Consider the following 26,393-nt stretch of genomic DNA (forward strand, 5'->3'; position numbering starts at 1 on the left):
GCTTATTCGGTTCGGGTGGCGGTGACAGGACTTGCGGCCACGACCACCGGGGTTGGCGCGGGCGCAGGTGCAGGCGCCGCTTTCTTGGCCGGGCTTTTCGGCTCCGGCGGCGGCGCCGGACGCTTGCCGAGCAGGGCGTAGTCGAGCACCTTGCGCGCAATCGGCGCCGCCACGACGCCGCCGAAACCGGCATTCTCGACGATCATCGCCAGCGCGATGCGCGGCTGCTCGACCGGCGCGAAGGCGGTGAACAGCGCATTGTCGCGATGGCGTTCGTCGATTGCGTTGGCATCGTACTTCTTGCCGCGCAGGCCGATCACCTGCGCGGTGCCGGTCTTGCCGGCCGAGGTGTACATGGCGCCGGAGAAGGCGCGCTGCCCGGTGCCTTCGCGCATCACGCCGGCCATCGCATCCTTGATGAAGTCGAGGTGTTCCTGCTTCATCGCCAGGCGCCGGGTTTCCTTGGGTACCGTGAGGGTACGCTCGCGGGTGACGCCGTCCTCGACCATCTTGACCAGGTGCGGCTTCATCACCACGCCGTCGTTGGCCAGGATCGCGGTCGCATGCGCGAGCTGCAGCATGGTGTAGTGGTTGAAGCCCTGCCCGATCGAGATCGAGATGGTGTCGCCGCCCACCCATTTCTGGGCCGCGCGGCTGCGCTTGAAGCGCTCGGCCTTCCACTCCTTCGACGGCAGCACGCCGACCTTTTCGTGATCGAGGTCGATCCCGGTCGGCTGGCCGAAGCCGAATTCGCGCATGAACTTCGAGATGTTGTCGATCCCCATCTCGTTGCCGAGCTGGTAGTAATAGGTGTCGCAGGAGTGCGCGATCGAGTGGTACATATTGACGATGCCGTGGCCGCCCGGCTTGTCGTCGTTGAAGCGGTGCCCGCCCAGGATGAAGAAGCCGGGATCGCGGATCGCATCCTGCGGGCGGCGGAAGCCCATCTCGAGCGCGGCCAGCGACATGAATGGCTTGAAGGTCGAGCCGGGCGGATAGGTGCCCGACAGCGGCCGGTTCATCAGCGGACGGTCCAGCGAGGTATTCAGTTCGTTCCAGCTCTGGGAGTCGATGCCGTCGACGAACAGGTTGGGGTCGAAGCCGGGCCGCGACACATAGGCCAGCACGTCGCCGGTGGACGGCTCGATCGCCACCAGCGCGCCGCGGTAGTTGCCGAAGGCTTCCTCGGCCACCTTCTGCAGCTCGATGTCGATCGACAGGATCAGGTTGCTGCCCGGGACCGGCGCCGTGCGCTTGAGCGTGCGGATCGCGCGGCCGCCGGCCGAGCGCTCGACCTGCTCGTAGCCGGTGGTGCCGTGCAGCTGGCGCTCGTAGCGCTTCTCGACGCCTTCCTTGCCGATATGGTCGGTGCCGTTGTAGTTGGCGGCGTCGTCGCCCTCCTCGATCGCGGCCGCCTCCTTGGCGTTGATGCGGCCGATGTAGCCGATCACGTGCGAGGCCACTTCGCCCATCGGATACTGGCGGAACAGGCGCGCCTGCACCTCGACGCCCGGGAAGCGGAAGCGCTGGGCGGTGAAGCGCGCTACTTCGTCGTCGGTCAGGCGGGTGCGCAGCGGGATGCTGGCGAAGCTGCGCGACTCTTCGCGCAGGCGCTTGAAGCGGCGCCGGTCGCGGGCGTCGATCTCGACCAGCTTGGCCAGTTCGTCGATCACCGACTCGAGATTGGACTGCAGCTTGGATGGCGTGATCTCGAGCGTGTAGGCGGAATAGTTGCGCGCCAGGACCACGCCGTTGCGGTCCACGATCAGGCCGCGGTTCGGCACTATCGGCACCAGTGCGATGCGGTTGTCCTCGGCCTGGGCCGCGTACTGGTCGTGGTGCAGCACCTGCAGCCAGACCACGCGCGCGACCAGCAGGCCGAAGCAGATGAAGACGAGGGCCACCAGCGCCGTGAGGCGCATCCGGAACTGGTGGATCTCGCGGTCGCTGTCCTTGAACTCTGTCATGCGGCTGGAACCTGGTCAGATCGGGCGGGTGTGGTCGCGGTCGACGGCGCGCCGTTGCGGCGCCAGCAGCAGCCAGGTGATCACCGGCCACAGGACGATCGCGACCACGCTCTCGACGAATTGCAGCAGGCCGGGGAAGCGGCCGGACACCACGAAGTGCACCACCAGCTGGATGGCCTGGGCCAGCAGCAGCAGCGGGAACACGTGCATGGCCTGGGTCATCAGCGGGAACCACAGCACGCGGCGGTGGATCATGATGGCCAGGTAGGACAGCAAGGTGTAGGCGAGCGCGTTCTCGCCCAGCAGGCTGGCGTCATGCACGTCCATCAACAGGCCCATGCAGAATGCGACGCCGATGCCGACCTTGCGCGGCTGGTGGATGCCCCAGAACACCAGCACCAGCGCGACGAAGTCGGGCGCCCCGACCCAGCGCCCCCAGGGCATCAGGTTGAGCATGAAGGCGCACACCAGGCTGAAGGCGATGAACAGCGGGCTGACGGGCAACAGGATGTAATGCGGACGGCTACCGGGCATGGCGGCTTACTCCGTGCGGGCGGCCGGCACGGGGGCGGTCGCGGTCGTTGCGGGTGGGGTGGACGGGCGCGCCGCCGGCTGGGTGGCCGGCGCGGGCGCGCCATTGGCTGGCGCGGGCGTCCCGCTGGCGGCCATGCCGCGCGACGGTGCACCGCGCGATGGCGCACCGCGCACTGCGGCGCCGCGCGACGCAGCCCCACACGAAGGCGCTCCACGCGCCCCGCGCACCAGCGCTGCGCGCCCATCCGCCCCGAGCGCACCGCGCAACGGCCGCAGCCGCCAGGGAGGGCGCGGCGGCTGACCTTTGGCGGTGTTCGATTCGATGTCGAAATGCTAAGATTAGCAATTTTGTAGTATAGTCGGCGTGGGTGGGTCGCGGGTGCGCTCTACCGGGCGCGGCGCGCTGCCGTGACTGTTTCCAGGAGTATTGTTCGATGCACGCCGATGCAACGGCAGCGGTCTCCGTACCGTCCGATGATTTCTTTCTTGCGCGTCAGCCCATCCTCGGGCGCGACCAGCACCTGGTGGCGTTCGAGCTGCTGTTTCGCGCTGCCGGCGAGGACGACGACGCCAAGCTGACCGACGGTGCTGCCGCCACCGCCGCCGTCATCTCGCATGCATCCCAGCTCGGCATGGAGCAGGTGGTGGGCGACCAGCTCGCCTTCGTGAACGTCGACGAAGTGGTCCTCATGAGCGACTTCGTGCGCTTCTTGCCGTCCCATAAGGTGATCCTGGAAATCCTCGAGACCGTGAAGCCCACGCCAAGCTTGCTGGCGCGGGTGGCCGAACTCAAGGAACTCGGCTTCAAGTTCGCGGTCGACGACGTGGTCGAGCATTCGCGCGAACTCGACCAGCTGGTGCAGCTGGTCGACATCATCAAGGTCGACGTCAAGGGCGTGGCCCCGAACGAGCTGGCGCAGCTGGTCGATTCGCTGCGCGGCACCGGCAAGCGCCTGCTGGCCGAAAAGGTCGAGACCATCGACGAATTCAAGCTGTGCATGGAACTCGGTTTCGAATACTTCCAGGGCTATTATTTTGCGCGTCCCGTGATCCTCAGCGGACGCAAGATCACGCCGTCCGAAATCACCATCCTGCGCCTGCTGGAACTGGTCAACTCGAATGCCGACAGCCAGGCGATCGAATCGGCGGTCAAGCGCGACGCCCTGATCAGCCTGAACCTGCTGCGCCTGGTGAACAGCCGCGCCGTGCCGGGGCCGCGCATCGAATCGCTGTCACAGGCCCTGGTGCAGCTCGGGCGACGCCAGCTGGGGCGCTGGTTGCAGATCCTGCTGTACACGGCGGCCGGCGCCCGGGTCGAGCTCACCTCGCCGCTGCTGCAGCTGGCCACCACGCGCGGCAAGCTGCTCGAATTGATGACCCTGCGCGTACGGCCGGGCGATACCGCAAGCGCCGACCGCGCCTTCACGGTGGGCATCATGTCGCTGGCCGAGGCCCTGTTCTCGGTCAAGATGGCCGACATCCTGGCCCACGTCGACATCGCGCACGACGTGCGCGAAGCCTTGCTCGAGCGCGAAGGCGACTTCGGCACCATGCTGCACATCGCCGAGCTGCTCGAGGCGGCCGAAGGCGGCCGCAAGCTCGCCAGCGCGCTGAAAAAGATCGGCCTGACGGTGGCCGAGGTGCGCGAGATCGAAATGGCCGCCTTCGACTGGGTGCGCGAGCTGACCACCGACGTCCAGCAACCGATGCCGGATGCGTGACATTTCGTGAGCGTGTAGCGCCTCGTCTGGCGCTACAGTCATGGGATGAGTCTCGCCATCCTGTTCCTTGCCGCCGCCGCAGCCGTCGCCTCCGTCCATGATTCCGCCGAGCAGGATCGCATTCGGCAAGTGATGAAGCTCGACCTGTACGCCTGCGCCCGTCCTGCCTATCCGCCCTCCGCGCTGGCGCAACGGGCCGGCGGCAAATCGACGCTGGAGATCCGGGTCGATGCCGAGGGCGCCATCACCGACGTCCGTGTCGCGGTGTCCAGCGGCCGGGACGATCTCGACGCGGCGGCGCTGGCCGGCATCCGCAAGTGCGCTTTCCACGCGCTCACGACACTCGGCAAGCCCTCGAACCACTGGTTCAAGGCGCAATTCGTCTGGACACCCGGTGATGCACCAAGGGCGCTCGATCCCGCGGTGGTCGACAGTACGCAGCGACTGGCCGCCGCCGGCGATCCCGTCGCCCAGAACCGGCTGGGCGCCTGGCATGAGCATGGAAGCTACGTCAAGCACGATATGGCGCAGGCCGCCGCCTGGTACCGGCGCGCGGCGGAGCAGGGCGATGCGATCGCCCAGAACAATCTGGGCGTGCTGTACAACCGTGGGGCGGGCGTGCCGCGCGATCGGGTGCAAGCGGCCCACTGGTATGCGCAGGCGGCGGAGCAGGGACATGGCTGGGCTCAGGCCAACCTGTCCTGGTCCTACCAGCATGGCAGCGCCGGCGAGCAAGATACGGACAAGGCGCGGCATTGGCTGACCCGGTCGGCCGAAGGCGGATTGGCCGCCGCCCAGGTGCGGCTCGGCCTGCTGCAATTGCAGCGCGCCGCGTACAACGAGACGCGGGCCCCGGGCGCGCAGTGGCTGGCGCGTGCGGCGGCGGCGAACTATCCGGCCGGGCTCTATTATCTCGGGCGCAGCTTCGAGCTGGGCGTCGGCAACGAGCCGGACGATGCGCAGGCAGCCGCCCTGTATCGGCGGGCGCTGGGGCGCAGCAGCGGACGTGCCGAAACGGCGCTGGCCACGCTGATCGAGGCCGGCCGTGCAGAGGCAAAAGAGGCGGACGAGGTGCTGGCGCTGTACGAGGCAGGCATGAAGGGGCGCGATCCGGCCGCCTTCTATCGCTATGGACTGGTCGTGGAGCGGCGCGGCGAAGCCGGCCTGGCGACGGCGCTGTTCCGGCACGGCCAGCGGCTGGGCAACTGCCGGTCCGCCATGCGGTATCTCAGGATCCGGGCTGGATCGGACCCCGCGGCGCTTTCCGCGCTGCAGAGCACGATCCGGCCGACGACCGAGGAACAGTGCGTGGAACGGCTTGATCCCGGCCCGCGGTTCTGACGGCGGCTTACTGCCCCAGGAACAGGAACACGGTCGGCTTCTTGTGGAAGTCCGGCCCTTTATTGGCGGCCAGCGCGGCCTTCCACTTGGCTGCCGTCAGGGTGCGCACCGACTCGGTCGGCAGCGTCAGGTCGGTCGCCACGCAGATCAGCGTGCCGGGCTGGCAAGTTGCCGCCAGCGCTTCCAGCATGGCGCCGTTACGGTAGGGCGTCTCGATCAGCAACTGGGTCTGGCGCTCGGCGCGCGAACGCTTTTCCAGCTCCTGGATGCGCTTGCCGCGCTGGGCCGCGTCGGTCGGCAGGTAGCCGTTGAAGGCGAAGCTCTGGCCATTCAGGCCGCTCGCCATGACGGCCAGCAGCAGCGACGACGGGCCGACCAGCGGCCGCACCGCGATGCCGTGCTGGTGGGCCAGGCGCACCAGGTCGGCGCCGGGATCGGCCACCGCCGGCACGCCGGCTTCCGACACCAGTCCGGCGTCGCGGCCCGCCAGCAGCGGCGCCAGTAGTTGCGCCAGCGCCGCTGGCGGCGTGTTCACGTTCAGTTCTGCGATCGCGATTTCCTGCAGCGGTTTCGCCAGCGGGTGGTCGATTGCAATCAATTTCAAAAAGGCGCGCGCGGTCTTGGCGTTCTCGGCCACGAAATAATCGAGCCGGCTCGTCAGCGCCTGCACCTGGGTGGGCAGCAGATTGTTCAGGGCGCCGGGAGCGGCGTCGAGCGGGCCGAGGGTGTTTGGAATCAGGTACAGGGTGCCGGGCATGATGCGATCGATAAATTAGGTGCCAAACTCAGTTGCGAAAAAACTGCACGCCGGCCTTGCGCAGCATGCCGGTCAGGGCGATCAGCGGCAGGCCGGTGAGGGCGGTGGGGTCGTCCGACTGGATGCGCTCGAGCAGGGCAATGCCCAATCCTTCGTTCTTGGCGCTGCCGGCGCAGTCGTACGGCTGCTCGATGCGCAGGTAGGCGTCGAGTTCATGGTCGGGCAGGTCGCGAAACGCCACCCGCACCTGCACGTTCTCGACCTGCGCTGCCAATGCCGGATCGGCGACGCGCCCATCCCACAGGCAAAGGGCCGTATGGAACACGACTTCACGGCCGCGCATCAGTTGCAGCTGGGCCAGCGCACGCGCATGGTCGCCCGGCTTGCCGATCTGCAGCCCGTCGAGCGTGGCGACCTGGTCGGAACCGATTACCAGCGCGCCCGGGTGGAGCCGGGCAACGGCCTGCGCTTTCTCGCGCGCCAGGCGCAGGGCGGTGGCTTGCGGCGTTTCGCCGTCATGGGGCGTTTCATCGATCTCGGGCGCGATAGCCTCGAAGGGCAGGCCGAGCCGTTGCAGCAGTTCGCGCCGATAGGCCGAGCTCGAGGCGAGAATCAAGGGGGCGGATGTCGGTGTCATGGGCGCTGTGAGAGAAATGCGACGGTTTTTTGGCGCTGCCGCGAAAAGCCTGCTATTATCGCAGGTTTTCCGGGGTAGATTTCCAAATGAGCGCTTTCGTCATCGACGCCTTCGAGTTTTGCAAGAACGACGGCCATCGTGAAGGCAGCACGCCCCTGGTCGACATGCCGCGCCTGGCTGCCGAAAGCGTGGAGAAGAGCGGCGACATCCGCTGGTCCATCGACGGCGGCCAGACCCGCCAGGGTTATCCGTCGCTGACCCTGGCCGTTGCCGGTCACGTGAAGCTGGTCTGCCAGCGTTGCCTGCAGCCGCTGGACTATGAGATCGATTCGTCGACCATGCTGGTGCTGGGCCAGGATGACGCCGATGCCGATGCCATCGAGGAAATCCTCGACGACGAAAGCATCGACGTGATCGTCGGCAGTCGCACCTGCGACATCCGCGACCTGCTCGAGGATGAGGCGTTGCTGGCGCTGCCGCAATCGCCGCGACACGACGTTTGTCCGGATACGGGCTTGCTCGATAGCCTGAAAACGGATAAAGTGTCGCCTTTCGCCGCTCTCAAGAACCTGAAGGCGGACTAAAAGGTAGTAAAAATCAGCAAGACAGGATTCGCAGTACGGTGGCGGCAGCGTAGAAACAATGTCGTCCAAATTCTGCAAAATAACGTGTCAGACGCGTGCAATCGAGTATGGCATTCGCGGTAGTTGTAGCAGCGTTCAACATGTCGGCAGTCATTTAGATCTGCCGCCGAGATACTCGACTTGCATGTTTCTTGCATATCGATTGTGTTAAAATTTTAGAACTTTGTACTAGGAGTTATCATGGCAGTTCAACAGAATAAGAAATCCCCATCGAAGCGCGGCATGCACCGTTCGCACGATTTCCTGACCGCCCCTAACCTGGCAGTCGAGCCGACCACCGGTGAAACCCACCTGCGTCACCACATCTCGCCAAACGGTTTCTACCGTGGTCGCAAGGTCCTGAAGACCAAGAACGACGAGTAATCGACGTTCTGGCTTTTAGCATCATGAAAGCGGCGCAACGTATATCATCTGCGTGGCGCCGCTTTTTCTTTGGCATCTGCTCAGTAACCGGCTGCATCCTGGGAGTCAACGCTCCTGGCACCGTCATGTTGAACAGCCTGGATCCCGTGCGCGTTCCCGCCACCACCCGATCCCCTCTGGCCGCCCGTCCCGTGTGAGCCGCGGCATCTCCAACAAATGACAATTAAAATATCCATTGACTGCATGGGCGGCGATCACGGCCCCTCAGTTACCATTCCGGCAGCCATCTCCTTTCTCAAAAAGCAAGCTGACGCCGAGCTCGTGCTCGTTGGCGTCGAAGATGTGCTGCGCGCAGAACTCAAGAAGCACCACGCGGACAACAACCCGCGCCTCTCCGTCAAGCACGCCTCCGAAGTCGTCGCCATGGACGATCCGGTCGAAGTGGCCCTGCGCCGCAAGAAGGATTCGTCGATGCGGGTGGCGATCGAGGCGGTGAAGGATGGCAGCGCCCACGCCTGCGTCTCGGCCGGCAATACCGGCGCCCTGATGGCCGTCTCGCGCTACGTGCTCAAGACCATGGCGGGCGTCGACCGCCCGGCGATCTGCTCGATCATGCCGAACCAGAAGGGCGGCCCGACCTATATCCTCGACCTCGGCGCCAACGTCGACTGCGAGCCGGACCACCTGCACCAGTTCGCCATCATGGGCTCGGTGCTGTGCTCGGCGATCGAGGGCATCCCGCGTCCGACCATCGGCCTGCTCAATGTCGGCACCGAGGAAATCAAGGGCAACGAGGTGGTGAAAGCCACCGGCGCGCTGCTGCGCGCCGATGCCGAACGTGGCAAACTGAACTTTTTCGGCAATGTCGAAGGCAATGACATCTTCAAGGGCACGGTCGATGTCGTCGTGTGCGACGGCTTCGTCGGCAACGTCATGCTGAAGGCGATCGAAGGCCTGTCGCGCTTCATGAAGACCACCTTCAAGGAAAGCATCATGTCGATGCTGGGCGCCGTATTCGCGCGCAAGGCGCTCAAGAAGCTCAACCCGGAACGCTACAATGGCGCCGGCCTGCTGGGCCTGAAGGGCCTGGTATTCAAGAGCCACGGCGGCGCCAATGCCTATGCCTTCGAGTGGGCGATCAAGCGCGCCTACGACGCCGCGCACAATAATGTGCAGGAGCACCTGTCGGCCCTGATCGCCGAACTGATGCCCAGCGCCCCTTCCGCGGCGCCGGTCCCAGCGCCCGTGCAGGACGGCCAGCGCCAGGCGCAATAACCCAGCAGGATGGTGAAGCAATGACTGTGTATAGCAAAATCACCGGCACCGGCAGCTACCTGCCAGCCAACCGTGTCAGCAACGACCAGCTCGCCGCGCAACTGGCGGAACGTGGCGTCGAGACCTCGAACGAGTGGATCGTCACCCGCAGCGGCATCGAGGCGCGCCATTTCGCCGCCGACGACGAGCTGTCGTCCGACCTGGCGGCGCACGCTGCGCGCGCCGCGCTCGAGATGGCCGGCCGCACGCCCGCCGACGTCGACCTGGTGATCGTCGCCAGTTCGACCCCCGATTTCCACGGCAGCTTCCCCAGCACCGCCTGCATCGTGCAGCAGAAGCTGGGCATGGCCAACGGCAGCGCCGCCTTCGACGTGGCGGCCGTGTGCAGCGGCTTCGTGTACGCGATGTCGACCGCCGACGCTTTCATCCGGTCCGGCAACCACAAACGCGTGCTGGTGATCGGCGCCGAGGTGTTTTCGCGCATCGTCGACTTCAACGACCGCACCACCTGCGTGCTGTTCGGCGACGGCGCCGGCGCCGTGCTGCTCGAAGCCTCGAGCGAGCCGGGCATCCTCGGCGCCAAATTGCATGCCGACGGCAGCCACGCCCACATCCTGTCGATCCCGGGCAATCTCGCCAATGGCGCGGTGGCCGGCAGCGGCTTCCTGCACATGGACGGCCCGGCGGTGTTCAAGCTGGCGGTCTCGGTGCTCGAGAAAGTCGCGCACGAAGTGCTGGACCACGCCGGCATGAGCGCCGAACAGGTCGACTGGCTGGTGCCGCACCAGGCGAATATCCGCATCATGAACGGCACGGCCAAGAAGCTGGGCCTGGCGCCGGAGAAGATGGTCGTCACCGTCAACGAACACGGCAATACCTCGGCCGCCTCGATCCCGCTGGCGCTCGACCAGGCGGTGCGCGACGGCCGCATCAAGCCGGGCCAGAACGTCCTGATGGAAGGCGTGGGCGGCGGCTTTACCTGGGGCGCGGTGCTGGCGCGCATGTAAGCGCCAGTCCCGGCTCCCAAGAACAACAACATTACGGAAAACAACGATGAGCACATTCGCATTCCTGTTCACCGGACAAGGCGCCCAGGCAGTGGGCATGCTGAACGGCTTTGCCGGCAATCCGGTCGTCGACCAGACGGTGCAAGAAGCCTCCGATGCCCTCGGCTTCGACCTCAAGCGCCTGATCGCCGAAGGCCCGAAGGAAGACCTCGACCTCACCACCAATACCCAGCCGGTCATGCTGACCGCGGCAGTGGCCGTGTACCGCGCCTGGATCGCGGCCGGCGGCCCGGTGCCGAATGTGGTCGCAGGCCATAGCTTGGGCGAATATTCGGCCCTGGTCGCGGCCGGCGTGATCCCGTTCGCCGACGCCGTGCCGCTGGTGCGTTTCCGCGCGCAATCGATGCAGGACGCGGTGCCGGTCGGGCAGGGCGGCATGGCCGTTATCCTCGGCCTGCAGGCCGACGACGTGCGCGCCGTCTGCCTCGAAGCAGCGCAGGGCGAGGTCGTGGAAGCCGTGAACTTCAACGAACCGACCCAGATCGTGATCGCCGGCCATACCGCCGCCGTCGAGCGCGCCTGCGAGATCGCCAAGGCCAAGGGCGCCAAGCGCGCCATGAAACTGTCGGTGTCGGCGCCATTCCACTCGTCGCTGCTCAAGCCTGCGTCGGACCGCCTGCGCGAATACATGCGCACGCTCCCCTTCGCCGCCCCGCAGATCGACGTCATCAACAACGTCGATGTCGCCGTGCTGAACGATCCGGAACAGATCAAGGACGCGCTGGTGCGCCAGGCCGCCGGCCCGGTGCGCTGGGTCGAGACCATGCAGAAGATGGCGGCCCAGGGTGTGACCCAGGTCATCGAATGCGCACCGAGCAAGACGCTGATCGGCATGGCCAAGCGCATCGACGCCAACCTGGTGGGCGAAGCGCTGGTCGACCAGGCCGCGCTGGAGCGCGTGCTGGCCTCGATGCAATCGGCGTAATGTCCAGCATGATGATTAATAAGGAAGAATCCATGAACCTGCAAAACCAAGTCGCCCTCGTCACCGGCGCATCGCGCGGCATCGGCAAGGCCATCGCGCTGGAACTGGCGCGCCAGGGCGCGAAAGTCGTCGGCACCGCCACCAGCGAATCGGGCGCCCAGGCAATCTCGGACTACCTGGCCGAATTCGGCGGCAAGGGCGTCGTCCTCAACGTGCTCGACGCCGGCCGCTGCGCCGAAGTCGTGGACGAAGTGCAGAAAGGCTACGGTAGCCTGTCGATCCTGGTCAACAATGCCGGCATCACCCAGGACAACCTGGCCATGCGCATGAAGGACGACGAGTTCGACAACGTGATCGCCACGAATCTCACCGCCGTCGGCCGCCTGTCGCGTCTCGTCCTGCGCGGCATGATGAAGGCCAAGGCTGGCCGCATCATCAGCATCACCTCGGTGGTCGGCGCGGCCGGCAACCCGGGCCAGATGAACTACGCTGCCGCCAAGGCCGGCGTGGCCGGCATGACCCGCGCGCTGGCGCGCGAGATCGGCAGCCGCAACATCACCGTCAACTGCGTGGCGCCGGGCTTCATCGATACCGACATGACCAAGGCCCTGGGCGAAGGCCAGCACGAAGCCCTGCTGACGCAGATTCCGCTGGGCCGCCTGGGCCAGCCGGAAGACATCGCCCATGCGGTGGCCTTCCTGGCCGGTCCACAGGCCGCCTACATCACGGGCACCGAGTTGCACGTGAATGGCGGCATGTACATGAATTAATTTGAATGCGCCTGTTTTCTGCCTCTTGTGATAAGGCGTTACAGGCGCAATCTCGACTTTTAGCAGCACTTTTCGGCGAATTAGCCGCAGTCGCCGAAAATAGTTTTTCGGGTCGCAAACCTGATAAAATGCGCGCACTTTCCGCAACACATACCTTAATGGAGCCAAAACATGTCGGATATCGAACAACGCGTTAAAAAAATCGTCGCTGAGCAACTGGGCGTTGCCGAAGCAGACATCAAAATCGATTCCTCGTTCGTTGACGACCTCGGTGCAGACTCGCTGGACACCGTGGAACTGGTGATGGCACTGGAAGACGAGTTCGAAATGGAAATCCCTGACGAGCAGGCTGAGAAAATCACCACCGTCAAGCAAGCCATCGACTACGCAACCGCGCACGTCAAGGCCTAAGTAGCAAGCTTTACAGTTTTTGGGAGAATCGCTTGAGTCGTTCACGCAACCGCCGTGTCGTCGTCACCGGCCTGGGCTGCATCTCACCCATCGGCAACACCGTTGCCGAAGCGTGGGATGCGGCACTGGCCGGCAAGTCGGGCATTGCCAACATCACCAAGTTTGATGCAGCGCCATTCACGACCCACTTTGCTGGTGAGGTCAAGAATTTCAATGTCGAAGACTACCTGCCGGGCAAGGAAGGCCGCCACATGGATACGTTTATCCATTTCGGCATGGCAGCCGGCATCCAGGCCCTGAAGGATTCGGGCCTGGAAGTCACCGAAGAGAACGCGGACCGCATCGGCGTGGTGATCGGTTCGGGCATCGGCGGCCTGCCGATGATCGAAGCGACCAAGGAAGAATACGCGAGCCGCGGCGCACGCCGCATCTCGCCGTTCTTCGTGCCGGCCTCGATCATCAACATGATCTCGGGCGATCTCTCGATCAAGTTCGGCCTGCGCGGCCCGAACCTGTCCATCGTCACCGCCTGCACCACCGGCCTGCACAGCATCGGCGCGGCAGCGCGCCTGATCGAGTACGGCGATGCCGACGTGATGATCGCGGGCGGCGCCGAATCGACCGTGTCGCCGCTGGGCCTGGGCGGTTTCGCCTCGGCACGCGCGCTGTCGACCCGCAACGACGATCCGGCTACCGCCTCGCGTCCCTGGGACCGCGACCGCGACGGCTTCGTGCTGGGCGAGGGCGCCGGTGTCATGGTGCTGGAAGAATACGAACACGCCGTCGCGCGTGGCGCCAAGATCTATGCTGAAGTCATCGGCTTCGGCATGAGCGCGGACGCCAACCACATCACCTCGCCAATCGAGGATGGCAGTGGCGCGGCGCGTTGCATGGTCAATGCGTTCAACAACGCCGGCATCAATGTCGACCAGGTGCAGTATGTCAATGCGCACGGCACCTCGACCCCGCTGGGCGACAAGGCCGAAGTGCAGGGCATCAAGCGCGTGTTCGGCGATCATGCCAAGAGCCTGGTCGTGAACTCGACCAAGTCGATGACCGGCCACCTGCTGGGCGGCGCCGGCGGCCTGGAATCGGTGTTCACCGTGCTGGCGATCCACAACCAGGTCTCGCCACCGACGATCAACATCTTCAACCAGGATCCGGAGTGCGACCTCGACTTCTGCGCCAACACGGCGCGCGAGATGCAGATCGACTACGCCGTCAAGAACTCCTTCGGTTTCGGCGGCACCAACGGTACGCTGATCTTCGCCAAGGTCTGAACCTGATCGCCCCATCCCGGTCCAACGGGATGGGCGCTTCATCAAAGCCTGCCCATCGGCAGGCTCCCTCCCGCTTCACCCGTCGTCCCACCCGTTCGTTTTGCCCATTGCGGGGCTTGCTTCATGTCGCTCGCGGTGTCCGCTGTCATCGCGCCGTCGCGCCGCCTGCGCTGCCTGCTCGCCGCCTTCTGCGCATCCCTGTGCGCGGCCGCCCTGGCCGTGGGCCTGCTGCTGCCTGAACGCTTCGCATTCGGCGGCGCTGTCGCATGCGCGCCGCTGCTCGCCGCGCTGCCCCTGCTGCGCCTGTTTTTGGCCCCGATTGCAACGGTGCGCCGGATTGATATTTCTGGAGTTGGGCAGCTACGCCTGACGGTACAACAGCAGTTGGGGAAGGGCGCGGCAGCGGCCGGGATTCCGGCGCCGGGCTCACCCATGATGCTGCTTCCCGGCGTCACCGTCTGGCCCTGCTGCATCCTGCTGCGCCTGCGCACCGAAGACGGCGCGACCTGGCCGCTGGTGCTGTTGCCAGACATGGTGGCGGCCGGCCAGTATCGCGCGCTGGCGGTGGCCGTGCGTGCGCTGGCAAATGGCTCAGCAACAATCCCGATACAAAACAGTGTGAACTTATTGCAGGGGGCCAACTCTTAAGAGTGGGGCCGCCAATGGGGCATGGTCCGTGACGACAGAACGCGAGTGTGATCAGTTGTTGGTAGAGCGCGTCCAGGCCGGGGACCAGGGGGCTTTCGATTTGCTCGTCTCCAAGTACCAGCGCCGCCTGCTGCGACTGGTGTCGCGTCTCGTCCACGATCCGGCCGAAGCCGAAGATGTGGTGCAAGAGACCTTCATCAAGGCTTACCGGGCCCTGCGCCATTTTCGCGGGGATTCGGCTTTTTATACATGGCTTTATCGAATAGGAATTAACACGGCCAAGAATTTTCTGGTTACCCAGGGAAGGCGCGCACCGACCTCGACCGAGACGGATGCCGAACGCGCCGAAGGATTCGATGACGCAGATAGCTTGCGCGACATTAATACGCCGGAATCCATGCTCGCCAGCAAACAAATCGCCCATACCGTCAATGCCGCCATGGAAGCATTGCCGCTCGAACTACGCACGGCAATCGTCTTGCGTGAAATCGAAGGACTCAGTTATGAGGAAATCTCCGAAGTGATGGCCTGTCCAATAGGTACGGTGCGAAGCCGGATTTTCCGTGCGCGCGAAGTCATTGCCGAGAAATTACGCCCTTTGCTCGATTTCCCGGTTGACAAACGTCGGTAGGTAGCGGGATCGTACGAACACAGCATTTATATTGAACGCCGACCGAATACCGACGTCGATGGAACCACCGATGGACACCACCAAGAAATTGCGCGAACTGATCTCCGCCCTCCAGGACGGCGCCCTGCCGGACGCCGACCTGGAGCTGGCCCTGGCCGCCCTGCAGGGCAGCGACGGCCGCCAGGCCTGGGATCTGTACCACCTGATCGGCGACGCCCTGCGCGATGCCTCCGCATCGGCCTCCGCGCCGGCCCTGTCGCCCGACTTCCGCGCCCGCCTCGCCGAGCGCCTGGCCAGCGAGCCGCCGCCGCTGCGGCGGGCGGCGGTCGCGGTCGAACCGACCGGGCTGGCGGCCGTACTGGCCAAGACCGCCTCCTCCTCCTGACTTCCTTATTCCACGCTTAAAACTCCTCCCTCAATCGCGGGAGGTCGCGTTTTTCGCCGAGAGCGGCCCGGGCGCGGCGCGACAAAGCGCGCAATATGGCTTACCATTCAGTCAATCTTAGCCATTCGTTAGCGATTCCATGACCAGTAAAACTGCCAGCCTGCTCCTGTCGGCACTGCTCGTGTCCGGCGCCACGGCCTTCCTCCAGCCCGTCCATGCCGCCGCCCCCGTTCCGACCCCGACCGTCACCGGCCTGCCCGACTTCACCGACGTCATCGACAAGGTGGGGCCGGCCGTCGTCAATATCCGCACCACCGAGCGCGTGCGCACCCGCGGCGGCGCGCCGGGCGAAGAAGAGATGCAGGAATTCCTGCGCCGCTTCTTCGGCGGCCAGATGGTGCCGCGCGGCGGCGGCCGGCGCGGCCCGCAGCAGGAAGAAGAGCGCGAGGTCCAGCGTGGCGTCGGCTCCGGCTTCATTATCTCGGCCGACGGCTTCGTGCTGACCAATGCCCACGTGGTCGAAGGCGCCGACCAGGTGACGGTGACCCTGAGCGACCGCCGCGAGTTCAAGGCCAAGGTGCTCGGCGCCGACGTCCGTTCCGACGTCGCCGTCCTGAAGCTGGACGCAACGAATCTGCCATACCTGCGCACCGGCGACTCGAGCAAGATCCGGGTCGGCGAATGGGTGCTGGCGATCGGTTCGCCGTTCGGCCTCGAGAATACCGTCACCGCCGGCATCATCTCGGCCAAGTCGCGCGATACCGGCGAATACCTGCCGCTGATCCAGAGCGACGTGGCGGTCAACCCCGGCAACTCGGGCGGCCCGCTGATCAACCTGCGCGGCGAAGTCATCGGCATCAATTCGCAGATCGCGACCCTGTCCGGCGCCTACAACGGCATTTCGTTCGCGGTGCCGATCGACGAGGTGATCCGCGTATCCGACCAGATCAAGGCCACCGGCAAGGTGACCCGCGGCCGCCTGGGCGTCTCGATCAGCGACGTCTCGCGCGACGTGGCCGAATCGCTGGGCCTGGGCAAGGCGCGCGGCGCCGAAGTCTCGATGGTTGAACCGGGCGGCCCGGCCGAGAAGGCGGGCATCAAGGTCGGCGACATCATCCTGGCCTTCAACAAGCAGCCGATCGAAACGCGTGGCGACCTGCCGCGCCTGGTGGGCGCGTCCAAGGTGGGCAGCCGCGCCAGCGTCACCGTCTGGCGCCGCGGCGCCCAGGTCGAGGTGCCGGTCACCATCGTCGAATTGCAGGAAGATCGGCCGACCCAGGGCCGCCAGCAGCCGAAGAAACCGGCGCCAAGCGCCGCGCCGGACGCGCTGGGCCTGCACATGTCGACTATCCCGCCCGCCGACCGCAAGGAGATGGGCATCGACCACGGCCTGCTGGTCGAAGAGGCGCAGGGGCCGGCGGCCAGCGCCGGCATCCAGCCGGGCGACATCATCCTGCAGTGGAACAATACGCCGATCACCAGCGTCGAACAGTTCAAGGCCCTGCTGGCCAAGCACGACAAGTCGAAGGCGGTGGCCCTGCTGGTGCAGCGCGAGGAAACGACGCAGTACATCACGCTCAAGCCGCGCCAGTGACAACAAGGCAGGGCGGGGCGCCGCGATTCACCCTGTACTCGCGCAGCTGGTGCCACCTGTGCGAAGACATGCTGGCGGCGCTGCGCGCGCTCGAGCCGCCGGGGCGGCCGTTCGACGTCGCCGTGCTGGACGTCGACGCTGACCCGGCGCTCGTGGCGCGCTTTGACGAGCTGGTGCCGGTGCTGTACGGCGATCCGGACCAGCCCGAGCTGTGCCACTACTTCCTGGACGAGGCGGCCGTGCGGGCCTACCTGGCCCGGCATGTGTCCTGAGCGTCCCTCTGGAAACCGGCCTTTCTGCCTCGAAATCCGGTAAAATGCCGGGTCGGAGCGGTGATGTCTTGCCATCCCAAAGAATTCTTGCTTGCCAAGGCGCTCGCCTGGGGACCGGCACGGCCCCCGACGCAGCGCTTTTTCGTATTGCGCAGCCCATTCGTGCTGCACGGCAGTGCGCCTTATCGTCGTTTTACCGCCTATCGCGGCCTTTCTGGTTTTGAGCTTTGTTAATGAACAACATACGTAACTTCTCCATCATCGCCCACATCGACCATGGCAAATCGACCCTGGCCGACCGCATCATCCAGCTGTGCGGCGGCCTGTCGGACCGCGAAATGGACGCCCAGGTGCTCGATTCGATGGACCTGGAACGCGAGCGCGGCATCACCATCAAGGCCCAGACCGCGGCGCTGCAGTACAAGGCGCGCGATGGCCAGGTCTACAACCTGAACCTGATCGACACCCCGGGCCACGTCGACTTCTCGTACGAAGTGAGCCGCTCGCTGTCGGCCTGCGAAGGCGCGCTGCTGGTGGTCGACGCCTCGCAGGGCGTGGAAGCGCAGACCGTCGCCAACTGCTATACCGCGCTCGACCTGGGCGTCGAAGTCGTGCCGATCCTGAACAAGATCGACCTGCCGCACGCCGATCCGGACAATGCCAAGAAAGAGATCGAGGACGTGATCGGCATCGACGCGTCCGATGCCACCGTGTGCTCGGCCAAGACCGGCCTGGGCGTGGAAGACGTGCTGGAAACCCTGATCGCGAAAGTGCCGCCGCCGAAGGGTGACCCGGATGCGCCGCTGCAGGCCCTGATCGTCGACTCCTGGTACGACCCGTACGTCGGCGTCGTGATGCTGGTGCGCGTCGTGAACGGCACCCTGCGTCCGAAGGACAAGATCCGCCTGATGGCGACCGAGTCGGTCAACCTGGTCGAGAACATCGGCGTGTTTACGCCGCGCTCGGTCTCGCTGCCGCAACTGACCGCGGGCCAGGTGGGCTTCATCATCGCCGGCATCAAGGAACTGACCGCCGCCCGCGTGGGCGATACCGTGACCCTGGCCAGCCGTCCGGCGCCAGAGCCCCTGCCGGGCTTCAAGGAAGTGCAGCCGCAGGTGTTCGCCGGCCTGTTCCCGGTCGAAGCGAACCAGTACGACGCGCTGCGCGACTCGCTCGAAAAACTGAAACTGAACGACGCGGCCCTGATGTACGAGCCGGAAGTGTCGCAGGCGCTGGGCTTCGGCTTCCGCTGCGGCTTCCTGGGTCTGCTGCACATGGAAATCGTGCAGGAACGCCTGGAGCGCGAATTCGACATGGACCTGATCACCACGGCCCCGACCGTGGTGTACGAGGTCGAGATGAAGGACGGCACCATCATCCGCGTCGACAATCCGTCGAAGATGCCGGAGCCGTCGAAGATCAACGAAGTGCGCGAGCCGATCGTCGACGTCAACCTGTACATGCCGCAAGAGTATGTGGGTTCGGTGATGACCCTGTGTAACGGCAAGCGCGGCATCCAGATGGACATGGCCTATCACGGCCGCCAGGTGAAGCTGCACTACGAAATCCCGATGGCCGAGATCGTGCTCGACTTCTTCGATCGCCTCAAGTCGACCTCGCGCGGCTATGCCTCGATGGACTACGAGTTCAAGGAAAATCGCGCGGCCGACGTGGTCAAGGTCGATATGCTGATCAATAGCGAAAAGGTCGACGCGCTGGCCATCATCGTCCACCGCGCCAACGCGCCGTATCGCGGTCGCCAGGTGGCGGCCAAGATGCGCGAACTGATCCCGCGCCAGATGTTCGACGTCGCGATCCAGGCCGCCATCGGCGCCACCATCATCTCGCGCGAAAACGTCAAGGCGCTGCGCAAGAACGTGCTGGCCAAGTGCTATGGCGGCGACATCTCGCGTAAGAAAAAGCTGCTGGAGAAGCAAAAGGCCGGCAAGAAGCGCATGAAACAGGTCGGCTCGGTGGAGATTCCGCAAGAAGCCTTCCTCGCCATTCTCCAGGTGGAAGATAAATAATGAACCTGCAACCCATCCTGGGCAATTTTGCCCTGATCCTGTTCGTCGCTATGGTGATCACGGGCATCATCTGGTGCCTGGACACATTCTATCTGGCGAAACAACGGCGCCGCGCCGCCGATGCCGCCCTGCGCGAATACGATGCGCGCAACGCCAAGCTGGTCGCGGATGGGATCAAGGTCGACCACAACGGCAACCGCGCGGCGATCGAGCAGGCCCACCTGCGCCAGCCGACCTGGATCGAGTATTCGGGCAGCTTCTTCCCGGTGATCGCGCTGGTGTTCATCCTGCGCTCTTTCTTGTGGGAGCCGTTCAAGATTCCATCGTCGTCGATGGTGCCGACCCTGCTGGTGGGCGATTTTATCCTGGTGAATAAATACACCTATGGCATCCGCCTGCCGATCATCAATAAAAAGATTATCCAGATCAATAATCCGGAGCGCGGCGATGTCATGGTGTTCAAATATCCAAAAGATATGAACCAGGATTACATCAAGCGCGTTGTTGGCGTACCCGGTGATAAAATCAGTTACGAAGACAAGCGCCTGACGGTCAATGGCAAGCCGGTCGAGTATACGGCCCTGGACGACTACCTGGACGACCAGCATCCGGTCTACCACAAGCAGTTCGTCGAAAAACTGCCGAGCCCGGGCGGCGTCACCGACCACCGTATCCTGAACACGGCCGACAAGCGCAATATCGACCTGGGCAGCGTGGAAAACTTCCCGCTGCGCGAAAACTGCGAATACACCTACGACAAGTTCACTTGCGTGGTGCCGGAAGGGCAGTATTTCATGATGGGCGATAACCGCGACAATAGCGCGGACAGCCGTTACTGGGGTTTCGTGCCTGACCGTAATATCGTCGGCAAGGCCTTCGTGGTCTGGATGAACTTCAGCAATCCGAAACGTGTCGGCGGTATCCAATAACAAGGGGCGCGCATGGATCGCAACAAGTTGCTGAGCAAACAAACCGGTATTTCCCTGTCCGGCCTGATCGGCGCCCTGGCCGTGCTCGGCGTGGCGGGGATCTTCGCGATGCGCATGGTGCCGGCCTATATCGAGTACAACGCGATCAAGTCCGCGATCGCCACCGTCAAGGAGGGCGGCGGCACCATCCGCGAGATGCAGCAGGCCTTCAACCGCCATACCAGCGTCAATGACGTCGAGGCGGTGCGCGGCCAGGACCTGGTGTTTACCCGCGACGGCGAAGAGACCGAGATCAGCTTCGCCTACGAAAAACGCCTGCCGCTGATGGGCAATGTCAGCCTGCTGATCGACTTCTCCGGCACCACCGACCCGAGCGGCGTGGTGGCCGAGGCCGACAACGCCGCCCAGTAAGGCTTCACAGAAACACCGTGGCCCCGGCCACGCACACGACATCGACAATGAATCTTCAGTTATTGCAAACGCGCTTGGGGTATACGTTCCGGGAAATCGGGCTGCTGCAGCAAGCCCTGACCCACCGTAGCCATAGCAGTCTGCATAACGAGCGCCTGGAATTCCTGGGTGACTCGATCCTGAACTGCGTCGTGGCGTCGGTGCTGTACGAACGCTTCAGCGCGCTCGACGAGGGCGACCTGTCGCGCCTGCGCGCCAACCTGGTCAAGCAGCAGGCGCTGTTCGAGATCGCCCAAAAACTCGACCTGTCGCAATTCCTGCGCCTGGGCGAGGGCGAACTCAAGTCGGGAGGTTTCCGCCGTCCGTCGATCCTGGCCGACACGCTGGAAGCGCTGCTTGGCGCGATCTTCCTCGACAGCGGCTTCGACAGCGCGCGCGACGTCATCCGCGCCTTTTATATCCCGCTGCTGGATACCGTCGACCCGAGCACCCTGGGCAAGGATGCAAAGACCCTTCTGCAGGAATTCTTGCAGGCGAAGCGCATCCCGCTGCCGACCTATAATGTGGTGGCCACCCACGGCGCCGCCCACAGCCAGGAATTCGAAGTCGAATGCCTGGTGCCGAAGCTGGCCGTGCAAGTCTTCGGCCGCGGCGGCAGCCGCCGCGCCGCCGAGCAGGCCGCCGCCAGCCTGGCGCTCGAGGCGGCCCAGAAGGCACTGACCAAGACGCCGGGCGCGCGCAAGCCCCGGCAACGCTCGGCCCAGCTGAAGCTGGCCGGCATCGCTACCGCCCAGGGCGAGGCCGCACCGGCCGCCCAGGCAACACCAACAGGAATCGAAAAAGCATGAACGCCACTCCCGACAACTTCCGCTGCGGCTATATCGCCATCGTCGGCCGCCCGAACGTCGGCAAGTCGACCCTGATGAACGTGCTGATCGGCGCCAAGGTATCGATCACCTCGCGCAAGGCCCAGACCACGCGCCACCGCATCACCGGCATCCAGACCCATGACGACGCGCAATACATCTACGTCGACACTCCGGGCTTCCAGACCCGCCATGCGAATGCGCTGAACAAGACGCTGAACAAGACCGTCTCGAACACCCTGACGTCGTCGGACGTGATCCTGTTCCTGGTCGAAGCCGGCACCTTCGGCCCGGCCGACCAGCAAGTGCTGGACATGTTGCCGACCAACGTGCCGGTGGTGCTGGTGATCAATAAATCGGACCGGGTGAAAGACAAGGCGGTCCTGATGCCGTTCGCGCAGAAACTCGCGGCGCTGTTCAACTTCACCGCCATCGTGCCGGTCTCGGCCAAGCTGCGCTTCCAGGTCGATGCGCTGGAGGCCGAGATCAAGCGCCACCTGCCCGAGAATCCGCCGATCTTCGGGCCGGACGACATCACCGACCGCAGCGAGAAATTCCTGGCCGCCGAGATCGTGCGCGAAAAAGTATTCCGCCTGCTGGGCGACGAGTTGCCGTACACCAGCACCGTCCTGATCGAGCAATTCGAGCAGGAGGGCAACCTGCGCCGCATCTTCGCCGCGATCCTGGTTGAGCGCGACACCCATAAATCGATGATCATCGGTAACAAGGGCGCGCGCCTGAAAGAGATTTCCACGCAATCGCGCCTGGACATGGAAAAGCTGTTCGGCGGGCCGATCTACCTGGAAATTTGGGTCAAGGTCAAATCCGGCTGGGCCGACAACGAAGCCGGCCTGCGCGCTTACGGTTACGAGTAAGGGCAGGGGACGCTAGCCGCGCGCATGTCCAGCCACGACCAATTCATCGACGACGTGCCGGAGCAGGCCGCGCCTGCGGCCGGCAAGCGTCCTCGCACTCCTTCCCGCGACGGCCGCGTGGTCGGCCAGCCCGGCTTCGTGCTGCACAGCTATCCCTATAAAGAAACCAGTCTCATCATCGACATGTTCACCCGCGAGCATGGCCGGGTGGGATTGGTGGCCAAGGGCGCCAAGCGCCCGTTCTCGAAGCTGCGCGGCGTGCTGCAGACATTTCAACCGTTGTCTGTTTCGTGGAGCGGCAAGTCTGAACTGCGCACCCTGATCGATGCCGAATGGGTGGGCGGCATGCTGCCGCTGGAACGCACGGCGTTGCTGTGCGGCTTTTATCTGAACGAACTGCTGGTGAAATTGCTGGCCCGCGACGACCGCCATCCGGCCCTGTTCGACCACTACGTCTCGACCCTGAACCAGCTCGCCCATGGCGAACCGGCGCAAATCGTCTTGCGAAAATTCGAAAGAGCCTTACTTAAGGAGACGGGCGTGGCTGCCGATCTCGGCCGCTGCACGACGAGCCGCGGCCGGGTAGAAGCGGCCGACTCCTATGTGGTCGATCCGGAGCGCGGCGCGCGCGTGGCGGGCGTCGGCGAGGTCTGGCCCGTCGTTTTGGGCAAGACCCTGCTGGATATGGAGCGCGAGGACTATACTGATCCGGCGACCCAGGTGCAGAGCAAGCAATTGATGCGCTTCCTGCTGGCGCACCACCTGGGCGGCCAGCCGCTCAATACGCGCCAGATTTTGATCGACTTGATGCAACTGTAAAAAGAACACTATGAGCTTCCTGCAACCCGCCGGCCAGGTGATCGACCTGGGCGTGAACATCGACCATATCGCCACCGTGCGCAATGCGCGCGGGACAACGTATCCGGACCCGCTGCGCGCCGCGCTGCTGGCCGAGCAGGCGGGCGCCGACCTGATCACGCTGCACCTGCGCGAAGACCGCCGCCACATCAAGGATGCCGACGTGCTGGCCCTGCGTCCGCTGCTGGCCACGCGCATGAACCTGGAAGCGGCCGTGACCCGCGAGATGATCGACTTCGCCTGCCAGGTGAAACCGCAGGACGTGTGCCTGGTGCCCGAGCGGCGCGAGGAAGTGACGACCGAGGGCGGGCTGGACGTCGTGCGCTACTACAACGAGGTCGAGGCGGCGGTGAAGCAGCTCAAGGACGAGGGCATCCGCGTCTCGCTGTTCATCGATGCCGATGCGCGCCAGATCGAAGCAGCGGCAAGCGTTGGCGCCACCGTCATTGAACTGCATACGGGGCGTTATGCCGAGGCCGAAGGCGCCGAGGTGGCGCACGAACTCGAACGGATCAAGCTGGGCGTGCATGAAGGCGCGAAGCGCGGCCTGCGCGTGAATGCCGGCCACGGCCTGCACTACACCAACGTCCAGCCGATCGCCGCGATTCCCGACCTGCACGAGCTGAACATCGGCCACGCGATCGTTGCCCACGCGCTGTTTGCGGGTTGGGAGAACGCGGTGCGCGAGATGAAGGCGATCATGGTCGCGGCGCGCCTGGGCGTTTCCTACGCGCCGAAAGCTGGAGTCTAGGATGATCTACGGCATCGGCACCGACATCGTCCAGATCTCGCGTGTCGAGGCGGCGCTCGCGCGCAGCGGCCCGCGCTTCGCCGAGAAGATCCTCGGCCCGCAAGAGCTGGAAAAATACCATGCCCGCAGCGCCAAGAACGCGGTGCGCGGCCTGCGCTTCCTGGCGACGCGGTTCTCGGCCAAGGAAGCGTTCTCGAAAGCCATCGGCATGGGCATGCGCATGCCCATGACCTGGCGCTCCGCCCAGATGCTGAATGACCCGAGCGGCAAGCCGGTCATCGTCTGCAGCGGCGCCCTTGGCGACTTCATGCGCGAGCATCGGCTCAGCGCCCAGGTGACGATCAGCGACGAGGCCGATTACGGCGTCGCCTTCGTGATCGTGACCCAGGCGCCGGCCGCATCATCACCCCTGGTTGAGTAATGTCTGAAGCAAAACCTGTTGCATCATCGTCTGTCGAAGTGACGCCCGAGCTCGCGGCCCGTCTGGGACGCGAGCGCCTTTCGGAAGCGCGCGAAGAATCGCGCGCCGAAGCCAACCGCGAACTCAGCCCCAAGGTCAAGGCGGATGTGCGCGCGCAAGTGCTGGCCGTCGTCAACCGGTTGCCGGGCCTGCCCGGCGTGTACCGCTACTTCGATGCGGCCGACAATGTGCTGTACGTCGGCAAGGCGCGCAACCTCAAGAACCGTGTCTCGAGCTACTTCCAGAAGAACCTGTCCAGTCCCCGCATCGCGATGATGGTGTCGCAGATCGCGCGGCTGGAGACGACGGTGGTCAGCAGCGAGGCCGAGGCGCTGATCCTGGAAAACAACCTGATCAAGACGCTCAAGCCGCGCTACAACATCCTGTTCCGCGACGATAAGTCTTACCCGTACATCAAGATCACGGGCGGCGAGGCGCCGCGCATGGCGTATTACCGCGGCGCGCTGGACAAGAGAAACCAGTATTTCGGTCCTTTCCCCAGCGCATGGGCGGCCAAGGAATCGATCCAGCTGCTGCAGCGCGTGTTCCAGTTGCGCACCTGCGAGGACAGCGTGTACGCGAACCGCACGCGGCCCTGCCTGCTGCACCAGATCGGCCGCTGCAGCGCGCCGTGCGTGAAACTGATCGCGCCCGAGGAATACAAGCAGGACGTCGAGAATGCGGCGCGTTTCCTGCGCGGGCGCCAGAGCGAAGTCATGGCCGACCTCGAAAACAAGATGCAGGCCTATGCGATGGAGCTGAAGTTCGAGCAGGCGGCCGGCGTGCGCAACCAGATCCAGGCCCTGTCGAAGGTGCTGCATGCGCAGAGCATGGAGACGACCGGTGACGCCGACGTCGACGTCATCGCGGTGGTGCTGCAGGGCGGGCGCGCCTGCGTGAACCTGGCGATGGTGCGTGGTGGGCGCCATTTGGGTGACCGGGCATATTTCCCGAGCCATGTGGGCGACTCGCTGGGCGAATGCCCGCTCGAAGTGGAGGTGCTGTGCGCCTTCCTGGCCCAGCACTATGCGGGCCAGTTCATCCCGGGCACCCTGATCCTGAACGTCGAGTTCGACCAGCCCGAATTGATCATGGCCTTGCAGGAGCAATGCGGCCACCGCATCAGCCTGGTGCTACAGCCGGGCGGGCAGCGTCGCCAGTGGCTCGAGATGGCCTGCAAGGGCGGGGAGATCGCGCTGGCGCGCCTGCTGTCCGAGCAGGGTTCGCAGCAGGCGCGCACGCGCGCGCTGGCCGATACCTTGCAGCTCGACAGCGAAGATCTGGAGGCTTTGCGCATCGAATGCTTCGACATCAGCCACACGGCGGGCGAGGCGACCCAGGCCTCGTGCGTGGTGTTCCATCACCACCAGATGCAGAACGGAGAATATCGCCGCTTCAATATTAATGGCATCACGCCGGGCGACGATTACGCGGCCATGCGCCAGGTCTTGACGCGCCGTTACGAGAAGGTGGCGGGCGGCGAGGGCGTGATGCCGGACATCGTGCTGGTCGATGGCGGCAAGGGGCAGGTCGAGATGGCGCGCCAGGTATTTACGGAGCTGGGGCTGGACATTTCGATGATCGTCGGCGTGGCCAAGGGCGAAGGGCGGCGCGTGGGCCTGGAGACCCTGATCTTCGCCGACGGCCGGCCGGCCCAGGAACTGGGCAAGGAATCGGCGGCGCTGATGCTGGTGGCCCTGATCCGCGACGAGGCGCACCGCTTCGCGATCACCGGCATGCGCGCCAAGCGCGCCAAGGCGCGCCAGGCGTCGCGGCTGGAAGAGATCGAAGGCATTGGCGCCAAGCGCCGCCAGCGGCTGCTGGCGCGCTTTGGCGGCCTGCGCGGAGTGATCGATGCGAGTGTCGAGGACTTGATGACGGTGGAAGGGATTTCGAGCGCGTTGGCGGAAGAGATTTACAGGCAGTTGCATTGAGGGTGCTCGAGCGCGCCCCCAAACGGTCAACCCGATGCGTCTGCCAACCGTTGAGCTTGC

29 protein-coding genes are annotated in these 26,393 nt (G+C 64.8%); 25 read left to right on the plus strand and 4 right to left on the minus strand.

Translation table 11 applies throughout. The annotated features are described in order from the left end of the window. Positions 1–2 precede the first annotated feature (2 nt). A complete protein-coding gene (gene mrdA, locus Q9246_RS16855; RefSeq protein WP_306391805.1) occupies positions 3–1,967 on the minus strand; it encodes a penicillin-binding protein 2 in 1,965 nt (654 codons plus the stop codon). Positions 1,968–1,982: 15 nt separating this feature from the next. Continuing rightward, positions 1,983–2,501 carry a rod shape-determining protein MreD gene (mreD, locus tag Q9246_RS16860; RefSeq protein ID WP_306391806.1) on the minus strand — a complete coding sequence of 173 codons (519 nt, stop codon included), beginning with the start codon at positions 2,499–2,501 and terminating at the stop codon, positions 1,983–1,985. Between mreD and Q9246_RS16865 the strand changes: the two genes are divergently transcribed. From Q9246_RS16865 to Q9246_RS16875, 3 genes are all read left to right on the plus strand, one after another. Continuing rightward, a complete protein-coding gene (locus Q9246_RS16865; protein ID WP_306391807.1) occupies positions 2,500–2,802 on the plus strand; it encodes a hypothetical protein in 303 nt (100 codons plus the stop codon). The two genes, mreD and Q9246_RS16865, sit on opposite strands and share 2 nt — an antisense overlap. Positions 2,803–2,935: 133 nt before the next feature. Continuing rightward, positions 2,936–4,222 carry an EAL and HDOD domain-containing protein gene (locus Q9246_RS16870; RefSeq protein ID WP_306391808.1) on the plus strand — a complete coding sequence of 429 codons (1,287 nt, stop codon included), beginning with the start codon at positions 2,936–2,938 and terminating at the stop codon, positions 4,220–4,222. Positions 4,223–4,267: 45 nt separating this feature from the next. Continuing rightward, the gene (locus Q9246_RS16875) at positions 4,268–5,563 is read left to right on the plus strand and encodes a TonB family protein (RefSeq protein ID WP_306391809.1); all 1,296 of its coding nucleotides are present in this window, start codon (positions 4,268–4,270) and stop codon (positions 5,561–5,563) included. Between the two features lie 7 nt (positions 5,564–5,570). On the opposite strand, the gene Q9246_RS16880 is transcribed toward Q9246_RS16875, so the two are convergent. Beyond that, positions 5,571–6,320 (minus strand): SAM-dependent methyltransferase, encoded by a 750-nt coding sequence (locus Q9246_RS16880; protein WP_306391810.1) that lies wholly within the window; start codon positions 6,318–6,320, stop codon positions 5,571–5,573. Positions 6,321–6,348: 28 nt separating this feature from the next. Further along, positions 6,349–6,957: a Maf-like protein gene (locus Q9246_RS16885; RefSeq protein ID WP_306391811.1), complete on the minus strand. Its 609-nt coding sequence runs from the start codon at positions 6,955–6,957 to the stop codon at positions 6,349–6,351. Positions 6,958–7,043: 86 nt separating this feature from the next. Between Q9246_RS16885 and Q9246_RS16890 the strand changes: the two genes are divergently transcribed. From Q9246_RS16890 to uvrC, 22 genes are all read left to right on the plus strand, one after another. Then, entirely contained in the window at positions 7,044–7,541 is a 498-nt protein-coding gene (locus Q9246_RS16890; protein WP_306391812.1) for a YceD family protein, read from the plus strand. Between the two features lie 240 nt (positions 7,542–7,781). After that, a complete protein-coding gene (rpmF, locus tag Q9246_RS16895) occupies positions 7,782–7,964 on the plus strand; it encodes a 50S ribosomal protein L32 (protein ID WP_005666806.1) in 183 nt (60 codons plus the stop codon). A 216-nt stretch (positions 7,965–8,180) separates the two neighbouring features. Then, a complete protein-coding gene (gene plsX / locus Q9246_RS16900) occupies positions 8,181–9,239 on the plus strand; it encodes a phosphate acyltransferase PlsX (RefSeq protein WP_306391814.1) in 1,059 nt (352 codons plus the stop codon). A 20-nt stretch (positions 9,240–9,259) separates the two neighbouring features. Continuing rightward, complete coding sequence (locus Q9246_RS16905) at positions 9,260–10,246, plus strand: beta-ketoacyl-ACP synthase III (protein WP_306391815.1); 987 nt, start codon at positions 9,260–9,262, stop codon at positions 10,244–10,246. A 46-nt stretch (positions 10,247–10,292) separates the two neighbouring features. Then, positions 10,293–11,231 (plus strand): ACP S-malonyltransferase, encoded by a 939-nt coding sequence (fabD, locus tag Q9246_RS16910; protein WP_306391816.1) that lies wholly within the window; start codon positions 10,293–10,295, stop codon positions 11,229–11,231. Positions 11,232–11,263: 32 nt separating this feature from the next. Further along, positions 11,264–12,001 (plus strand): 3-oxoacyl-ACP reductase FabG, encoded by a 738-nt coding sequence (fabG, locus tag Q9246_RS16915; protein WP_306391817.1) that lies wholly within the window; start codon positions 11,264–11,266, stop codon positions 11,999–12,001. Between the two features lie 171 nt (positions 12,002–12,172). Continuing rightward, positions 12,173–12,412, plus strand: coding sequence for an acyl carrier protein (gene acpP / locus Q9246_RS16920; RefSeq protein WP_005666812.1), 240 nt, complete (start codon positions 12,173–12,175; stop codon positions 12,410–12,412). 32 nt (positions 12,413–12,444) lie between these two features. Further along, on the plus strand, positions 12,445–13,692 hold the full coding sequence (gene fabF, locus Q9246_RS16925; RefSeq protein ID WP_306391818.1) for a beta-ketoacyl-ACP synthase II: 1,248 nt from the start codon (positions 12,445–12,447) through the stop codon (positions 13,690–13,692). A 123-nt stretch (positions 13,693–13,815) separates the two neighbouring features. Further along, entirely contained in the window at positions 13,816–14,340 is a 525-nt protein-coding gene (locus Q9246_RS16930) for a protein YgfX (protein ID WP_306391819.1), read from the plus strand. 28 nt (positions 14,341–14,368) lie between these two features. Next, positions 14,369–14,971, plus strand: coding sequence for an RNA polymerase sigma factor RpoE (gene rpoE / locus Q9246_RS16935; protein ID WP_306391820.1), 603 nt, complete (start codon positions 14,369–14,371; stop codon positions 14,969–14,971). Positions 14,972–15,041: 70 nt separating this feature from the next. Continuing rightward, on the plus strand, positions 15,042–15,356 hold the full coding sequence (locus tag Q9246_RS16940) for an RseA family anti-sigma factor (RefSeq protein ID WP_306391821.1): 315 nt from the start codon (positions 15,042–15,044) through the stop codon (positions 15,354–15,356). Between the two features lie 139 nt (positions 15,357–15,495). Beyond that, on the plus strand, positions 15,496–16,950 hold the full coding sequence (locus Q9246_RS16945; protein WP_306391822.1) for a DegQ family serine endoprotease: 1,455 nt from the start codon (positions 15,496–15,498) through the stop codon (positions 16,948–16,950). Then, a complete protein-coding gene (locus Q9246_RS16950; RefSeq protein WP_306391823.1) occupies positions 16,947–17,222 on the plus strand; it encodes a glutaredoxin family protein in 276 nt (91 codons plus the stop codon). The genes Q9246_RS16945 and Q9246_RS16950 overlap by 4 nt, the downstream gene beginning before the upstream one ends. Before the next feature lie 233 nt (positions 17,223–17,455). Next, positions 17,456–19,249 carry a translation elongation factor 4 gene (gene lepA / locus Q9246_RS16955; RefSeq protein ID WP_306391824.1) on the plus strand — a complete coding sequence of 598 codons (1,794 nt, stop codon included), beginning with the start codon at positions 17,456–17,458 and terminating at the stop codon, positions 19,247–19,249. Then, the gene (gene lepB, locus Q9246_RS16960) at positions 19,249–20,178 is read left to right on the plus strand and encodes a signal peptidase I (RefSeq protein ID WP_306391825.1); all 930 of its coding nucleotides are present in this window, start codon (positions 19,249–19,251) and stop codon (positions 20,176–20,178) included. Before lepA ends, lepB begins: the two co-directional genes overlap by 1 nt. Positions 20,179–20,190: 12 nt before the next feature. After that, positions 20,191–20,589 carry a DUF4845 domain-containing protein gene (locus Q9246_RS16965; protein ID WP_306391826.1) on the plus strand — a complete coding sequence of 133 codons (399 nt, stop codon included), beginning with the start codon at positions 20,191–20,193 and terminating at the stop codon, positions 20,587–20,589. A gap of 74 nt (positions 20,590–20,663) precedes the next feature. Then, positions 20,664–21,437 (plus strand): ribonuclease III, encoded by a 774-nt coding sequence (gene rnc / locus Q9246_RS16970; RefSeq protein WP_306391827.1) that lies wholly within the window; start codon positions 20,664–20,666, stop codon positions 21,435–21,437. Next, positions 21,434–22,330 carry a GTPase Era gene (era, locus tag Q9246_RS16975; protein WP_306391829.1) on the plus strand — a complete coding sequence of 299 codons (897 nt, stop codon included), beginning with the start codon at positions 21,434–21,436 and terminating at the stop codon, positions 22,328–22,330. Before rnc ends, era begins: the two co-directional genes overlap by 4 nt. A gap of 24 nt (positions 22,331–22,354) precedes the next feature. Then, entirely contained in the window at positions 22,355–23,149 is a 795-nt protein-coding gene (gene recO / locus Q9246_RS16980) for a DNA repair protein RecO (protein WP_306391830.1), read from the plus strand. Positions 23,150–23,159: 10 nt separating this feature from the next. Then, positions 23,160–23,939 carry a pyridoxine 5'-phosphate synthase gene (gene pdxJ, locus Q9246_RS16985; protein ID WP_306391831.1) on the plus strand — a complete coding sequence of 260 codons (780 nt, stop codon included), beginning with the start codon at positions 23,160–23,162 and terminating at the stop codon, positions 23,937–23,939. A gap of 1 nt (position 23,940) precedes the next feature. Beyond that, complete coding sequence (acpS, locus tag Q9246_RS16990; protein ID WP_306391833.1) at positions 23,941–24,360, plus strand: holo-ACP synthase; 420 nt, start codon at positions 23,941–23,943, stop codon at positions 24,358–24,360. Further along, positions 24,360–26,333, plus strand: a complete 1,974-nt coding sequence (uvrC, locus tag Q9246_RS16995; RefSeq protein WP_306391834.1) for an excinuclease ABC subunit UvrC — start codon at positions 24,360–24,362, stop codon at positions 26,331–26,333. The genes acpS and uvrC overlap by 1 nt, the downstream gene beginning before the upstream one ends. The last annotated feature ends 60 nt before the right edge of the window (positions 26,334–26,393 follow it).

It is taken from the genome of Telluria beijingensis, assembly GCF_030770395.1.
GTDB lineage: Bacteria > Pseudomonadota > Gammaproteobacteria > Burkholderiales > Burkholderiaceae_D > Telluria > Telluria beijingensis.

Bases quoted from the DNA above. Each gene is read 5' to 3' on its own strand.
- pdxJ (WP_306391831.1), top strand. From the start codon at position 23,160: ATGAGCTTCCTGCAACCCGCCGGCCAGGTGATCGACCTGGGCGTGAAC.
- Q9246_RS16945 (WP_306391822.1), top strand. From the start codon at position 15,496: ATGACCAGTAAAACTGCCAGCCTGCTCCTGTCGGCACTGCTCGTGTCC.
- lepA (WP_306391824.1), top strand. From the start codon at position 17,456: ATGAACAACATACGTAACTTCTCCATCATCGCCCACATCGACCATGGC.
- Q9246_RS16930 (WP_306391819.1), top strand. From the start codon at position 13,816: ATGTCGCTCGCGGTGTCCGCTGTCATCGCGCCGTCGCGCCGCCTGCGC.
- Q9246_RS16890 (WP_306391812.1), top strand. From the start codon at position 7,044: ATGAGCGCTTTCGTCATCGACGCCTTCGAGTTTTGCAAGAACGACGGC.
- Q9246_RS16865 (WP_306391807.1), top strand. From the start codon at position 2,500: ATGGCGGCTTACTCCGTGCGGGCGGCCGGCACGGGGGCGGTCGCGGTC.
- Q9246_RS16875 (WP_306391809.1), top strand. From the start codon at position 4,268: ATGAGTCTCGCCATCCTGTTCCTTGCCGCCGCCGCAGCCGTCGCCTCC.
- uvrC (WP_306391834.1), top strand. From the start codon at position 24,360: ATGTCTGAAGCAAAACCTGTTGCATCATCGTCTGTCGAAGTGACGCCC.
- Q9246_RS16905 (WP_306391815.1), top strand. From the start codon at position 9,260: ATGACTGTGTATAGCAAAATCACCGGCACCGGCAGCTACCTGCCAGCC.
- recO (WP_306391830.1), top strand. From the start codon at position 22,355: ATGTCCAGCCACGACCAATTCATCGACGACGTGCCGGAGCAGGCCGCG.
- fabG (WP_306391817.1), top strand. From the start codon at position 11,264: ATGAACCTGCAAAACCAAGTCGCCCTCGTCACCGGCGCATCGCGCGGC.
- mrdA (WP_306391805.1), bottom strand. From the start codon at position 1,967: ATGACAGAGTTCAAGGACAGCGACCGCGAGATCCACCAGTTCCGGATG.
- plsX (WP_306391814.1), top strand. From the start codon at position 8,181: ATGACAATTAAAATATCCATTGACTGCATGGGCGGCGATCACGGCCCC.
- mreD (WP_306391806.1), bottom strand. From the start codon at position 2,501: ATGCCCGGTAGCCGTCCGCATTACATCCTGTTGCCCGTCAGCCCGCTG.
- rpmF (WP_005666806.1), top strand. From the start codon at position 7,782: ATGGCAGTTCAACAGAATAAGAAATCCCCATCGAAGCGCGGCATGCAC.
- Q9246_RS16965 (WP_306391826.1), top strand. From the start codon at position 20,191: ATGGATCGCAACAAGTTGCTGAGCAAACAAACCGGTATTTCCCTGTCC.
- era (WP_306391829.1), top strand. From the start codon at position 21,434: ATGAACGCCACTCCCGACAACTTCCGCTGCGGCTATATCGCCATCGTC.
- Q9246_RS16885 (WP_306391811.1), bottom strand. From the start codon at position 6,957: ATGACACCGACATCCGCCCCCTTGATTCTCGCCTCGAGCTCGGCCTAT.
- Q9246_RS16940 (WP_306391821.1), top strand. From the start codon at position 15,042: ATGGACACCACCAAGAAATTGCGCGAACTGATCTCCGCCCTCCAGGAC.
- Q9246_RS16870 (WP_306391808.1), top strand. From the start codon at position 2,936: ATGCACGCCGATGCAACGGCAGCGGTCTCCGTACCGTCCGATGATTTC.
- Q9246_RS16880 (WP_306391810.1), bottom strand. From the start codon at position 6,320: ATGCCCGGCACCCTGTACCTGATTCCAAACACCCTCGGCCCGCTCGAC.
- lepB (WP_306391825.1), top strand. From the start codon at position 19,249: ATGAACCTGCAACCCATCCTGGGCAATTTTGCCCTGATCCTGTTCGTC.
- acpP (WP_005666812.1), top strand. From the start codon at position 12,173: ATGTCGGATATCGAACAACGCGTTAAAAAAATCGTCGCTGAGCAACTG.
- fabD (WP_306391816.1), top strand. From the start codon at position 10,293: ATGAGCACATTCGCATTCCTGTTCACCGGACAAGGCGCCCAGGCAGTG.
- acpS (WP_306391833.1), top strand. From the start codon at position 23,941: ATGATCTACGGCATCGGCACCGACATCGTCCAGATCTCGCGTGTCGAG.